General features: G+C 67.7%; 10 protein-coding genes and 1 tRNA gene. 5 read left to right on the forward strand and 6 right to left on the reverse strand.

Going from position 1 to position 13853, the window contains the following annotated elements; all coding sequences use genetic code 11:
• Positions 1 to 12: 12 nt before the first annotated feature.
• Positions 13 to 2133, reverse strand: coding sequence for an AAA family ATPase (locus tag V1457_RS28290; protein ID WP_338598092.1), 2121 nt, complete (start codon positions 2131 to 2133; stop codon positions 13 to 15).
• Between the two features lie 691 nt (positions 2134 to 2824).
• Between V1457_RS28290 and V1457_RS28295 the strand changes: the two genes are divergently transcribed.
• From V1457_RS28295 to V1457_RS28305, 3 genes are all read left to right on the forward strand, one after another.
• Complete coding sequence (locus tag V1457_RS28295) at positions 2825 to 5014, forward strand: tetratricopeptide repeat protein (RefSeq protein ID WP_338598093.1); 2190 nt, start codon at positions 2825 to 2827, stop codon at positions 5012 to 5014.
• Between the two features lie 295 nt (positions 5015 to 5309).
• Positions 5310 to 6029, forward strand: coding sequence for a GNAT family N-acetyltransferase (locus V1457_RS28300; protein ID WP_338598095.1), 720 nt, complete (start codon positions 5310 to 5312; stop codon positions 6027 to 6029).
• Between the two features lie 233 nt (positions 6030 to 6262).
• On the forward strand, positions 6263 to 6646 hold the full coding sequence (locus V1457_RS28305; RefSeq protein ID WP_338598096.1) for a hypothetical protein: 384 nt from the start codon (positions 6263 to 6265) through the stop codon (positions 6644 to 6646).
• Here V1457_RS28305 and V1457_RS28310 read toward each other — a convergent pair.
• Positions 6612 to 6685 (reverse strand) — tRNA-Pro (locus V1457_RS28310). The genes V1457_RS28305 and V1457_RS28310 overlap by 35 nt on opposite strands.
• 70 nt (positions 6686 to 6755) lie before the next feature.
• Positions 6756 to 7832 (reverse strand): DNA polymerase IV, encoded by a 1077-nt coding sequence (locus V1457_RS28315; protein WP_338598098.1) that lies wholly within the window; start codon positions 7830 to 7832, stop codon positions 6756 to 6758.
• A gap of 15 nt (positions 7833 to 7847) precedes the next feature.
• Between V1457_RS28315 and V1457_RS28320 the strand changes: the two genes are divergently transcribed.
• Positions 7848 to 8309 carry an NUDIX domain-containing protein gene (locus tag V1457_RS28320; RefSeq protein WP_200072968.1) on the forward strand — a complete coding sequence of 154 codons (462 nt, stop codon included), beginning with the start codon at positions 7848 to 7850 and terminating at the stop codon, positions 8307 to 8309.
• Positions 8310 to 8313: 4 nt separating this feature from the next.
• Here V1457_RS28320 and V1457_RS28325 read toward each other — a convergent pair whose 3' ends face one another.
• The 3 genes from V1457_RS28325 to ligD form a co-directional block, all read right to left on the reverse strand.
• Positions 8314 to 8802, reverse strand: coding sequence for a DUF1707 domain-containing protein (locus V1457_RS28325; protein ID WP_200072969.1), 489 nt, complete (start codon positions 8800 to 8802; stop codon positions 8314 to 8316).
• A 106-nt stretch (positions 8803 to 8908) separates the two neighbouring features.
• Positions 8909 to 10216, reverse strand: coding sequence for an MFS transporter (locus V1457_RS28330; RefSeq protein WP_295146666.1), 1308 nt, complete (start codon positions 10214 to 10216; stop codon positions 8909 to 8911).
• 232 nt (positions 10217 to 10448) lie between these two features.
• Positions 10449 to 12038 (reverse strand): non-homologous end-joining DNA ligase, encoded by a 1590-nt coding sequence (ligD, locus tag V1457_RS28335; RefSeq protein WP_338598102.1) that lies wholly within the window; start codon positions 12036 to 12038, stop codon positions 10449 to 10451.
• Between the two features lie 263 nt (positions 12039 to 12301).
• Between ligD and V1457_RS28340 the strand changes: the two genes are divergently transcribed.
• Complete coding sequence (locus tag V1457_RS28340) at positions 12302 to 13726, forward strand: MFS transporter (protein WP_295150919.1); 1425 nt, start codon at positions 12302 to 12304, stop codon at positions 13724 to 13726.
• The last annotated feature ends 127 nt before the right edge of the window (positions 13727 to 13853 follow it).

Below are 13853 nucleotides of genomic sequence, written 5' to 3' on the forward strand. Positions count from 1 at the left end.
AGAGGAGCGAGTTCATGCATCGAACCCGCCATCCGGGCCGCTATCGGGCTGGCTGGGGGCGGTGAACTCCGCAGCGAGCGCGGCTACCAGGTCCAGTGGTGCCATGCTGACAGCGGTGCCGGTTGTTTCATCGACGAGATCTCCGAGCAGTTGGTGGAGCAGGTCGGTGCGGCCGAGGCTGTAGTCGGTGAGTAGCGGGACGATGTTGTGGTAGAAGGCGGCCGCGACTTCCTCTTCGCTTACCAACGAGCGGTGCTCGCGCAGGAGGTAGGCATGGCCGATCTGGTGCTCGGTGTCCAGCTCCTTGGTGATGCGGCTGTTGATAGCTTGCAGGAAGTCCGCTAGATCAAGCGGACCGACCGAGCCATCGACAACCTCGGGGTCCGGGGCGACCTCCAGGAACGCGAATCGTCGACTCAGCGCCGCGTCCAGGTGACCAACGCTGCGGTCGACCGTGTTCATTGTGCCGATGAGCTTGATGTTGGGGGGAATTGCGAAGCTGCGCGAGCTGACCGGTAATGAGACCGGTAGACCTCGCTTGTCGGGCTCCAGCAAGGTGATCAGTTCACCGAAGATCCGTGGCAGGTCGCCTCGGTTGATCTCATCGATGATGAGCAGGAAAGTCTGGTCGGGGTGCTGGGCGGCGCTGGTGCACAGGTCGTAGAACAGCCCGTTGGCCAGACGCAGCGTCAAGCCGTTTCCGCCCGCGGCGAGGTCTGGCTTGAATCCTTCGACAAAGTCCTCATAGCCGTAGGAGGGGTGGAAAGTCACCAGACGCACCCGGCAGGACGCGGGGTCCATGGTTCCCGGATGCGGCAAGAGCTGCCGCACCGCCTCATCGCGTACCCCAGGGTCGGCCTCGATGGCGCCAGGTTCGCCTGCTAGAGCCAGAGCCGCGCTCAACGCCAGACGTGTCTTCCCCGTACCCGGCGGACCGTGCAGAATCACCTGCCCTTTCAGATCCAGCGCATCCAGCAAACGGTGCACGTCGGCGGGCAGTTCCGGCTCGGGTGCCGGCACCTTCGCCGCCAGGGAGCGGTGGGCGGTGAGACGCTGCAGGAGACTGGGGCGGACTTTGGCGAAGGTGGGCTGCCAGGTGTTCTCCGGCTCGTCCAGGGTTTGGGCGTAGGACTCGTCCCAGTCGACCGGAACAAGATGACGAAATTCGGGGCGTTCCGGCTCATAGCGATAGCCGCCGGACACGGTGCCGAGCGCCAGCACCTCCGACTTGCCACGGTTGGCGACGATCAGGTCGCCTTCATCCAGATCCCGGTACCGGAGAAGTTGCCGGGCCAGCCGCACGTGGTTGCCCTCGCTCTCGGGCCAGTGTGCGGTGAGTTCCTTGCGCAGATCGGCATCGCTCTCGTACTGGGTGAGGTCACCGACCTCGTCCCAGCCCACACAGATGAACGACCCCTCCACGCACTCGCCCCACCGTTTCGCTTGCCTGTCAGGCGCGATCTTCCAGATGGTGCGGTCGTGCTGACGGGGGTCGAAGTGCTCGTAGAGGAAGTGCATGACCTCCATCGGATCCCAGCCCGCGAATTCCGTGCGTTCGCTGACAATCCTTCGGAGCTGTCGGTTGGCCCGCCAGGTACGGACCCCGCCGTACGTCCTGTACCGTTCCCCGCCGAGCAGCTCAATGAAGTGGCGTACATGGTTTGCGGAATAGATCGGCAGAAACTGCTGCGGGAAGTACGTCGCCAGCGTCTTGGTCACCAGCGCCTGTCCGTAGACGAGCGTTTCGAGGTCGTCCAGAGTGTCGAAACGCTCCTGTGCCACCGCCTCCAACGCGGCGTGGAACTCGCGGCGGACCTGTTCCCAGGCCGTCTGAGGTTCCATACCCCGCAGCGGAGGGGGAAGACGCCACTCACCGCTGCTGTGCCGAAAAAGGATGAGCTTAGCCGCACTCCCACCTTTGATGCTGCCGAGGACGTCCGTCTCACGTTCCAGCAGTTGGCAGTACGTAGGAGACCGCCCGCCCGCGCCAAGGGCATAACGCTCCAACGGCAGATCCGGCCACTCCTCCAGCGGAAACTCCTCCCGCACGCGCTGACGCTCGGCTTCGGCCTCCTTGAGCAGTGGTGCCAAATCGCCCCGGTCGAAAAAAACCCGCAGCGTCCGTGAAATCAACCGCATTCCCCATGGCCCCATATGCTCTCGCACGAGCAACGCATGGGTACCGCTACCCGCAGGATTCAGGGCGATCCGGTTCGGTTTCCGGCGTACGGCAGGCTTTTCGAGGACACTGCGCCTCGTGGTCGCTGCGCTCTGCGGAGACACGATGACTCTCACCCGCGCTCGAGCAGGGAAGTCCCCTCGCCGACGAACTGGGCTGAACGCGAGCGCGCGCCAACCCCCACGCTGGATTTCGCCGCGTGGTCCCGACCATCCGCGGACCGTACCGCCGCCCTCACTGTCGCCTCAGCCGCTCCGCCACCGTGCACCCCACCGTCATCGTCTCCTTATCGTTGCGAGTCCTGTCCTACTCCGCCACAACGATCAGTGCGTCACAGCACATGACCGACCACAACGGAAATCATCGAAGGCCCCACCGGCGTCAACGACTTCAATACGGCCGCCGATTAGGACCGACCACGGAAGTGAAGGCCGTCCGACCCATCCATCATGAGTCCAGCCAGCGCGACCCGGCGGCATCACGAGTCACGGTAGAGGCACCTCGGGTGAGTTGACATGCTGTGGCGCTATGATCACAGACGGCGATGATCAAGCCCCTGTCTCACAGCCGCGCGAGTCTGCCAGCACACCGGAACCTACTCCGCGAGCACACAACCGCGCTTACGTCGAGGGTCCTGCGTCGGTTGTGCAGGCAGACGCGCTGACCGGCAACATCAACTTCTTCTCTGGTCCTGCCACCAAACCACCGCGACCCGCGCAGCTGCCGCGCACGGGAATGCTCTGCCGCCGGGAAGAGGAGATGGCGGCGTTGCGATCGCTGCTGACGCACGATGCGGGTGCGCAAGGTCCGCTCGCCGTCATCGACGGTCCCGCAGGCATCGGGAAAACCGCGCTGGCCATCGGATTCGCGCGCGAGGTCGCAGATCGGTTCCCGGACGCTCAGCTGTTCGTTGACCTCCGCGGATTCGACCTGCACGGCGCACCGCGCTCAGCTGGGAGCGCTTTGAGCGGGTTCTTGCGCTCGCTCGGGGTCGATGCGGGTGGGATCCCGCACGACGTCGACGAGCAGGCGGGTCTGTACCGCAGCCTCCTCGCCGACAAGAAGGCGCTCATCGTGCTCGACAACGCGAGCACCCCAGACCAGGTTCGCCCGCTATTGCCGGGAACTCCCAGTTGTCTTGCGCTGGTCACAGGGCGGAACCGACTTCCCGGCCTGATCGGACGCGAGGACGCCCTGCCCGTCTCACTGCATCCGATGAGCGTCGACGACGGCACGGCGACGCTGGCCCGGCTTCTCGGGTATGCGGAGGTCACACGGCATCCCGATGCCGCTCGGCGACTCGTCCGATTATGTGGCGGACTTCCCCTGGCACTGCGCGTAGTCGCAGCCCGCATACGGTCGCGCACCGGCTCGACGATCCGCGACTGTCTCCAGGAACTCGAAGAGGACGACCCGCTGGACGGTCTTGAAATGGACGGCGATGCGAGTTTGAACGTCCGCGCAGTGTTCTCGCTGTCCTATCGAGGCATCTCTGGCAACGAGGCGCGCTGCTTCCGAACCTTGGCGCAGCACCCCAGTAACGAATTCGGCCTGCCCGCCGCGGCCGCACTGCTCGCTGTACGCCCTCGACAAGCCAAACACGCGCTCTCGAGACTGGTCGAGCGCAACCTGCTACAAGAGATACGTCCGGAGCGATATCGGTTTCACGACCTGCTGCTTCTCTACGCGCGAGAGCGCAGCGTGCTCGATGATGACGAGTCCGCACGCGACGCCGCCTTGCGCCGAAGCCTCGACTGGTACCTCCACACTGCGGACGCCGCCGCCAGCCATCTCTCACCCCGCATGCACCGGGTGCCCGCCGGTGACTGCCCATCGGAATGCCGACCACTCACCTTCACCGATCATCGGGGCGCGCTCGAATGGATCGAGCACGAGGAAGAAACCCTCATCGCGGCCATGCACCGAGCGGCGGCTCACGGAGTACACGAGTTCGTCCAACGGCTCCCGGTAGTGCTATCCCGATACTGCTTCCTCCGGAAGCCTTGGACCACGTGGCTCGAACCGTGTCACCTCGGATTGGCACACGCCCGTGCCGACACAGAACCGACCTGGGCGGTATGGCTCCGGGTGATGCTGGGCATAGCAGCCAGGGACCAAGGACGACCAGACCACGCGATCGGCCACTGCCTCCGCGCGCACGCGATGGCCCAGCATGCGGGGGATGTTCCTGGACGAGCGTGGAGCCTGGTGATTCTCGGGTTGGCGCACCGCGACACCGGACGCCTGCACATCGCGGACCCGCTGTGCCGGGAGGCATCCGAGCTGTTCGCATCCGCCGACGACCACCACGGCCTGGCGTGGGCACAGACGATCATCGGACTGGCAGAACAAGCCACGGGCCGCGAGGAATCGTCGAGCCAACGGTTCGAGAACGCACTCACGGGGTTTCTGAGCGCCGACGACCCGTCCGGCGCGGCCTGGTCCTCGATCTTCTTAGCCAGGAGCGCCCGCTTGTCGAAGCGATACACCGACGCGCGGAAACAATGCGAACACGCGCTTGAGCTGGCTGACGCGTCCGGCGACCACAAAGCCGCCATCTGGACGCTGCACGAACTAGGCACCGCCGACCTGCAGGACGGCAACGTCGAACGGGCCATCGCCGGCTACCAACGAGCACTCACCCTCTCCCGCGACGTCGTCGACCACTACGCCGAAGCCCGCACACTCGACAAGATCGCCACAGCATTGTGCCAAGCCAGCAGACACGCAGAAGCGCGCGACGCCTGGACCCATGCCGTCAGCATCCTCGACCGGCTCAACAGCCCGCACGCACACCAAACACGACAACGACGCGACGAACAGCTGAACGAATAGTCCGGCAACCGTGCTGAACCTTCGCCGGCAACCATGACGGCCTCGGCGAGGCTGGCAATGGCTTGTCCGACCTCGATGAGTTGGGAATCGCCTCGCAACGTCGGTACCGGGACACCGGGCACCCGGGTCAGCACATCGCGCCCTTGGTCGTCGATGCCGGGGTACCGCGGCGAATAGGGATATTCGCGACGCTCCAGGTGCCGGAGCAACGCCGCGACCGCGTCGCTGTGCGGGCCGCGCTCGTTCCGCTTCGTGCCAGTGATCACCGCTGGTGCGGTTGCTTATCCTGGGTGTCGTGTCGAGTGCAGAATCCGAGGAAACTGTCTTGCTGCAACGGTCGGTGGCCGGTTTAGGCGAAGCCCTCGCGGCCTTCGGTCGTTACGGGCCAGGCAACGCGGAAATCCGCCGCGCGGGCGCGGTCGGGGCTGTTGTGCCCTGGGCAAGTAACCATCATTGGATCGACGCGGCGGCCGTGCCCGTCGGCGCCACACCGCCGCATGCCAATGAGCAGCTTCCGCACTGTCTCTGGACAACCGGGGACGTGCCGCCTGCTCGTCGTGAGGAGCCGGACGTGGCGATGCCGGCGATGACCCTGGACCTGAGAGCACTGGGGAACGATTCCGGCCACAACGAAACCGGCAGCGTGGGGGTAGCCGAGTTCGGCGAGATCGGCGTGCTCAACGACCTCGCCTACCAGCAGCAGGCCCTGGGGCCGTTGTTGGCCGCATTTCCAGCGGGCATGGGGCATGGGTACGGCATCCGCGACCACTCCGGCCGACTCATCAGCGCCGCAGTAGCCCTCGACGTGGGTGTCGACACCTCGGTGCAGTGGGTGGTCACTCATCCCGATCATCGGCGCCAGGGCTTGAGCGCACGGCTGCTACGGGTCCTTCTCGCCAAGGCCAGAGACCGTGGGCAGACAACAGCCTCCCTACAGTCCAGTCCCGACGGATTCTCGCTGTACCAGCTTCTCGGTTTCCGCACCGTAGGGACCCTGCGCGCCTGCGTAACCTGACCACCTTCCGCCGGAACTCCTGGGGCCGCACTCGTTGATTTAGGAACGAGCTTGGCCCTGCATGGAAGGCCCTGAACCGGAACGACGCGCCCCACGCGAAACCTCACCGGAAACGCTCCGCGCCATGCGGATCGGCTACGGACGGCTCTCCAACCGCACCCCCGAAGCCCAACGTGACGCCCTGCACGCCGCCGGGTACGAGAAGGTCTTCGTCGACAACTTGCGGGAAACTGGTGGCCCGCCCGGAACTGGACAAGGGGCTGCTGGCGGCCAACCGCACCGGCGAGCAGCGCAACCATCGACGGACACGCGGCTGCTCGGGCACGGGGCATACCGGTGAGCAGAAACCCAAACTCGAACCACGCCAAGTGCAATTGGCCCGCGAGTTGTACGACGAAACCGACGACGACGGAAAACGTCGCTACACCGTCGCTCAGATCGCCGCCGGGTTCAGCGTTACCCGCCCCACGATCTACCGCCACCTCACCGCCGACTGCTCATTCGCTAACAAGATCATAACCGCAGCATCAAAAAGCCCGCTGACCTGCGCTTTTGCGCTAGGTCAGCGGGCTTCCGCAGCCGTCGGGACGGCGGGATTCGAACCCACGACCCCCTGACCCCCAGTCAGGTGCGCTACCAAGCTGCGCCACGTCCCGGCCGCACCCTCCGTGGGGTGCGCGAACAGCTTAGCGCATCGGGTCGTGTCGATCTCCGAGAGGTCCCTGTTCAGGTTTCGTCGCTGGTCAGAGATTCGGCGCGGGTGCCGATGAGGCGGGTGGGGCGGGTCGGGGTGAAGCGGGCGAGGGCGCGGTGGGACGCGGCGGTGAGGGTTTCGGGGTCGGCGCTGGGCGGGTCGACCGGGATGCCGTGGGAGTGGGTCCGGAAGTGCGAGTCGCGCAGCTTCACCACGACGCGGCCTGCGCGGCAGGAGTGTTCTCGCAGGTCGTCGGCTACGAGGTGGGACAGGCGGGCGAGTTCGGCGCGGAGTTCGGCAGGGTCGCGGACGTCTTCCTGGAAGGTGAACTCGCGGCCGTAGGAGCGTGGCCGGTACGGCTCGCCGCGCACGGGGGTCGGGTCGATGCCGCGGGCCAGTGCCACTAGCCAGGGACCGTTGCGCGGGCCGAACGTTGCGGCGAGGGCTGATCGGTCCGCGGCCGCGAGGGCACCGACGGTGGTCAAGCCGTGTTCGGCGAGGCGGGCGGCGGTTTTGCGGCCGATGCCCCACAGCGCTTCGGGGCTGCGCTGGTGCATGGTCGGCGCCCAGTTGTGCTGGTCGAGGCGGAAGGTGCCGGTCTCGTCGCGCAACGGTGAGCCGGGTTTGGCGAAACCGGAGGCCAGCTTCGCGCGGAGCTTGTTGTCGCCGATGCCCACCGAGCAGCTCAAGCCGGTGCGGGCGGGGACTGCGGAGCGCACCGATTCCGCGTCGTGCTGGGCGTCGGCGGTGTCGAGTTGCAGGAACGCCTCGTCCCAGCCCGCCTCCTCCACGATGCCGCCGAACTCGCGCAGCGCGGCCGTGAACAGCGCGGACTTGGCCAGGTACGCGTCCCGGTCGACGGCGAGGAAGACCGCTTGCGGGCACCGTTTCAGCGCGGTGCGCAGCGGAGTTCCCGAGCGGACGCCGAACTCGCGGGCCTCGTAGGACGCGCCTGCGACGACTCCGCGGCGGGTGGGGTCGCCGGTTCCGCCGACCAGCACCGGTCGCCCGCGCAGCTCGGGGCGGCGCAGCAGTTCCACAGCGACGATGAACTGGTCGAGATCCACGTGCAGCACGACGCGCTCCACGTCCTCAGCGTGCCACCGCACCGGTACGGTCGTCGGATGGCGAAGCGCAGCGCGGGCATCCTGCTGCACCGGATGCGGGACGGCGGGCCGCAGCTGCTGCTGGTGCATCCCGGCGGCCCGTTCTGGCGGAACAAGGACCTCGGTTCGTGGTCGATCCCGAAGGGCGAATACGGCGACGACGAGTCACCGCGCGATGCGGCGCTGCGCGAATTCGCCGAGGAAACCGGTCATCGGCCGGATCCGGGCGCGCTGGTCGAGCTCGGCGAGATCCGGCAGAAGGGCGGCAAGTCGGTGCTGGCCTGGGCATTGCGCGGTGAGTTCGATCCCGCGCAGCTGGTCAGCAACCCGGTGGAGCTGCCGTGGCCGCCGCGCTCGGGACGCACCGCATCGTTCCCCGAGGTCGACCGGGCCGAATGGTTCGACCCGGCGACCGCGCGGGACAAGCTGATCCCGGCCCAAGCCGAGTTCGTCGACCGCTTGCTGGCGGCGTTGAGCTGAGGAGTCAGCGCTTGACCCGGTCTCCGAGCGTCAGCAGCACCAAGTACAGCGCCCCCACGATCACGAACGCGACCGGCAGCAACATCGGCGCGTCCGCCGCGTAGAACAAGCCGGTGATCGCACCGACGATCGAGCAGGGGATCGCGACCGCGATCGCGGCGGCTTGCAGGTGCCGGCGCGGGAACTGGACGGCGGACGCCGGCTGGGGTGCGGGGGTCCGGTCCTGCCGGACCTCGTCGTGCCGCGCCTCGTCCTGCCGCTCGTCGAAGCGCGGACACGGCTCCGGCAGGTCGCGGAACAGCGTGAGCAGCTCGCCGCGGGTGCGTGCCTGCTTGGCCTGCACGACCCGGTCCCCGTACTCGTCCGAGGTGAGGCAACCGGAAACCACGTGCTCGTTGAGCAGCCGCTCCCCCTGCGACCGGTCGGCGTCCGACAACCTGATCATCTCGTTGCCCGTGGCCCCGGGCGTGGCCGGGACGTTCGTGGACGACACGACGTTCTCCTCTCGCTGCGCAGTGGGTTGCGCCGGCAAGGCTATGGACGAACGCGAGTGCCGCGCCTCGGCCTTCGGGCCGGAACATCCGGCCGGACGGCCGAGATCAATCCAGTGCGGATTCCTTGGTCTCCCGGCTCACCAGCAGCGCGATCAGCGTCAGCACCGCCATCGCCGCCAAGTACACCCCGACCCAGCCGAGCCCGTGGGAACTGGCCAGCCACGTCGCGATGTACGGCGCGACCGACGCGCCGAGCAGGCTCGCGATGTTGTAGGACACCGACGCCCCGGTGTAGCGCACCGCGGTCGGGAACAGCTCGGGCAGCACCGCGCCCATCGGCCCGAACGTCAGGCCCATCAACCCCAGTCCGACGACGAGGAACGACAGCACCGCGGGCAGCGAACCGGAGCCGAACCACGGCCCCATCAGCAGGCCGAACGCGATGATCGCGGTGGTGACGACCAGCAGCGTGGGCCGCCGGCCGAACCGGTCGGCGAGCCGGCCGGCGATCGGCACGGTCAGCCCGAAGAACACGACGCCGACCAGCAACAGCACCAGGAATTCGGAGCGGCTGTAGCCCAGCCCGCCCTCCGCGGTGCCGTAGGACAGCGTGAACACGGTCATCAGGTAGAACAGCACGTAGGTCGCCAGCATGATGAACGTGCCGAGCACGAGGCCGGTGAAGCCGGTCCGGAACACCTGCACGAACGGCACCTTCGCCCGATCGCCTGCCTGCACGACCTTCGCGAACGCCGGGGTCTCGTGCAGGCTCAGCCGCACCCACAACCCGACCGCGACCAGCACCGCCGAGGCGAGGAACGGCACCCGCCAGCCCCAGGACAGGAACGTCGCGTCGTCCATCACCTCGGACAGCAGCAGGAACAGGCCGTTCGCCACGAAGAACCCGATCGGAGCGCCCAGCTGCGGGAAGGTCCCGAAGAAGGCCCGGTTGCCCGCGGGCGCGTTCTCGGTGGCCAGCAGCGCGGCGCCGCCCCACTCACCACCGAGCCCGATGCCCTGCCCGAACCGGCACAGCGCCAGCAGCAGCGGCGCTGCCACGCCGATCGAGCCGTAACCGGGCAGGAGTCCGATCAGGACGGTGGAGATCCCCATCGTCAGCAGCGAAGCGACCAAAGTGGACTTGCGGCCGATACGGTCGCCGAAGTGCCCGAACAGCGCGGAACCGACCGGCCGGGCGACGAACGCGATCGCGAACGTGGCCAGCGACTGCAGCGTGGCCGCCGTCGCGTCCCCGGCCGGGAAGAACAGTTTCGGGAACACCAGCACGGCAGCGGTGGCGTAGACGTAGAAGTCGTAGAACTCGATGGAGGTCCCGACGAGACTGGCCACCACGACCTGGCGCGTGGAGTTGCGGTTTTCCGCGACGCCGCTGGAAACGTGTCCGACCGCCATGGCCCGGAACCTCCTCGTGGACCTGCCCTCGTTCGAACCTGCCCGCGTTCGAACCTGCGCAGCCTAACTCGGGCTGACCACCCATCGGGACACGATTTCCAGGAAATGGACGTGGGAAGCGACACGGTCCGCTGCTCGCATGAGCGGGCATTGCCGACCGGGGAGTCCGCGATCGGCGGCGAGCTTCGGCGACCGATCGCGCCGATGCGCGAGCCGAAGCCGCACGACGTGATCACGGGTCGGGCAGTCGCTGGCGGACGCCGAGCAGCGCGGCGAACGGGTCGCCGACCTCGGCCAGCCGGTCGAACACGGTGCGCACGCTCCAGCGGTCCGGCGCCAGCTGCGGGTCGTCGAGTTCGTCCCACTCGATCGGCACCGAGACCGGCGCGCCGGGCCGCGGGCGCGGGCTGTAGGGCGCGACCAGCGTCTTGTTCAGCACGTTCTGGGTGTAGTCCAGCCGGGCCTTGCCGCGGCGTTCGCCCTTCTGCCAAGCCCAGCTGACCAGGTCCGGAACGGTGCTGCCGATCGCCTCGGACACCGCCCGCGCCCAGCGGCGGGTGTCGTCGTAGGTGTAGCGGGGTTCGATCGGCACCCAGATCTGGATGCCGCGCTGCCCGGTGACCTTCGGCCGGGCCTGCACGCCGAGGTGTTCCAGCGCGGTGCGGTGCAGCCGGGCCAGCACCAGCACGTCCTCGAAGGATGTCCGGTCGCCGGGATCGATGTCGAACAGCGCCCAAGTGGGGCGTTGCGCGTCCTGGGTGCGCGAGGTCCACGGGTGCAGTTCGAGGGCTCCGTAGTTGGCCAGCCACGCCAGCGCCGCCGGTTCCTCCGGTACCAGGTAGGTGCGGGCCTCGTCGGCGTCGGCGTGCTCGTAGTCCCAGGTCCGGAACCATTCCGGGGTGTGCTCGGGCGCTTGCTTGTGCCAGAAGCCGGGTTCGCCGATGCCTTCCGGGAACCGGTGCGCGTTGAGCGGGCGGCCGGCCAGGTACGGCAGCATCACCGGCGCGATCCGGGCGCAATAGCGGATCAGGTCGCGCTTTTCGACCGCCGGTTCGTGCGCGCCTGCCGGGATCAGCACCTTGTTCAGGTTGGTCAGCGCCAGCTCGCGTCCGGCGAAGTGCCAAGTTCCCTTGCGCCGCAACCGGTCCAGTTCGGCGAGTTCGGCGTCGTCGGGCGGGCGCCAGGTGTGCGCCGCGGGAGGCTGCTCGGCTCGGGCGGCGGGCAGGTCGCTGCGCCAGACGGCTTGCGGGTCGGCGGCGACCTGTTCGCTGGTGCGGCCGCTCTTGACCGAGCGGGGGTGCTCTTCGGCGTCCCAGCCGGGTTCGGCGTGCTCGTCGTCCTTGTGGATCAGCAGCCAGTTCGCCGGATCCCCGCTGCCGCGGCGCACCAGCACGAAGTGCCCGGCGAGCTTCCGGCCGCGCAGCTCCAGGTGCACCTCGCCGGCCTCGATGGCACCGGCGGGGTCGGCGCCGTCGGAGGTCCACCAATGCCCGCGGTCCCACACGACGACGTCTCCGCCGCCGTACTCGCCGGACGGGATCACGCCTTCGAAATCGGCGTACTCCAGCGGGTGGTCCTCGACGTGCACGGCAAGCCGCTTCGCCGCGGGGTCCAGCGTCGGGCCCTTCGGCACGGCCCAGCTCGCCAGCACGCCGTCCGCCTCGAGCCGGAGGTCGTAGTGCCGGCGTCGCGCGCGGTGGCGCTGCACCACGAACCGATTTCCGGCCGCAGCCGCACCTTCCGCCCCGGCCGGCTCGTCCGTGCGTGTGAAGTCGCGCTTGCCCCGGTATTTCGCCAATCGATCGGCTCGCGAATCAGCCACCCCGGTGCTATACCCGATTTCCGCCTGCGGCAAAGATCCGGACTCCGCCGTTCCGCACGCACCCGCACGAAGGGCGCGCGGAAATGCAGCGAAATGCGCGTTCCCGGCACACCGAACAAATACCTTATTCATGACAACGTTTTCGGTGACGGTGGTCCGCGCACTAGGGTGCACCGCGACAACTGACAGGCGAGGTGCCGCGAAGAAGGCGGCACACCGGCCGTCCGGGTTGGACGGTCTCGGAACAGCGAAGGATGTTTGCCTTGGCAAACGCAGACTCGGCCGATGTTGAATCGGGCGAATATTCGGTAAACGACGTCACGGTCACCGAGCCGGGAGTGATCCGGCGCGCCGTGGGGGCCGCCGCGATCGGCAACGTCACGGAGTGGTTCGACTTCGGCGTGTACTCCTACCTCGCGGTCAAGATCGAGAGCGTTTTCTTCGCCGGCCTCTCCCCGACGATGAGCACGATCGCCACGCTCGGGACCTTCGCGGCGGCGTTCCTGGTGCGCCCGTTCGGCGGGCTGTTCTTCGGCCCGCTCGGCGACCGGATCGGCCGCCAGAAGGTGCTGTCGCTGACCGTGATCATGATGGCGATCAGCACGTTCATCATCGGCATCCTGCCGGACTACAGCACGATCGGCGTCGCGGCGCCGATGCTGCTGCTGCTCGCCAGGCTGCTGCAGGGCTTCTCCACCGGCGGTGAGTACGGCGGCGCGATGGCGTTCATCGCCGAGTACGCGCCGGACAAACGCCGCGGCTTCCTGTGCAGCTTCCTCGAATTCGGCACCCTGACCGGCTACGCGATGGGCGCGACGTTCGCGACGCTGCTGGAGGTGCTGCTCAGCGAGGACGCGCTGCTGAGCTGGGGCTGGCGCATCCCGTTCCTGATCGCGGGCCCGATCGGCGCGATCGGGCTGTACCTGCGGATGAAGCTGGAGGAGACCCCGGCGTTCGCCAAGATCGCCGCGGAGTCCGAGTCCCGCGAGGGCAACCAGACCCTGGCCGAGTTCCGCAAGATCTTCGTCAACCACTGGCCCGCGATGCTGGTGTGCGGCGGGATCGTGCTGGTGTTCAACGTGACCAACTACGTGCTCACCAGTTACATGCCGACCTACCTGACGCAGACGCTGCCGGAGTACGGCCACGCGGGCACGGACAGCACGGTCTCCCAGGTCTTGCAGATCATCGTGCTGGTCCTGTCCATGGTGCTGATCACGTTCGTCGGCAAGCTCAGCGACAGGATCGGCCGCAAGCCGGTGATGTACACCGGCTGCGTGCTGCTGGTGGTGCTGTCCATCCCGGCGGTCATGCTGCTGAAGACCGGCGGGACCGTGGCCACCTTCTGCGGGCTGGCGCTGATGGGGTTGATGCTGCTGTGCTTCAACTCCACCTCGCCGTCGACGCTGCCCGCGCTGTTCCCGACCGACATCCGCTACGGCGGGCTCTCGATCGCGTTCAACATCTCGGTGTCGCTGTTCGGCGGCACGAGCGCGACCGTAATCGCCAGCCTGATCGCGGTGACGGGCGACTTGAACACCCCCGCCTACTACCTGATGGGCGCGGGCGTGATCGGCGCGGTGGCGGTCTACTTCGCCAAGGAATCCGCGGGCAAGCGCCTGCCGGGTTCGCCGCCTGCCGCCGTCGACCACGCGGAGGCGCAGCAGCTGGCCACCAAGGCCGGCTGAGCCCGCGCGGCGAAAACGGCCCCGTCGCCCGGGCATTCCGGGCGACGGGGCCGTTTCGGGTTTCAGCGCCGTCTTGGAACCCGCTCGCTGCCGACGGGTTCTAAGAAAGCGGGCTCTCAGCGGCTGG

This window comes from Saccharopolyspora sp. SCSIO 74807 (genome assembly GCF_037023755.1).
GTDB classification, from domain to species: Bacteria; Actinomycetota; Actinomycetes; order Mycobacteriales; family Pseudonocardiaceae; genus Saccharopolyspora_C; species Saccharopolyspora_C galaxeae.

Coding starts and splice junctions, on each gene's coding strand:
- V1457_RS28330 (WP_295146666.1), bottom strand. CDS start 10,216: ATGGCGGTCGGACACGTTTCCAGCGGCGTCGCGGAAAACCGCAACTCC.
- V1457_RS28320 (WP_200072968.1), top strand. CDS start 7,848: ATGGCGAAGCGCAGCGCGGGCATCCTGCTGCACCGGATGCGGGACGGC.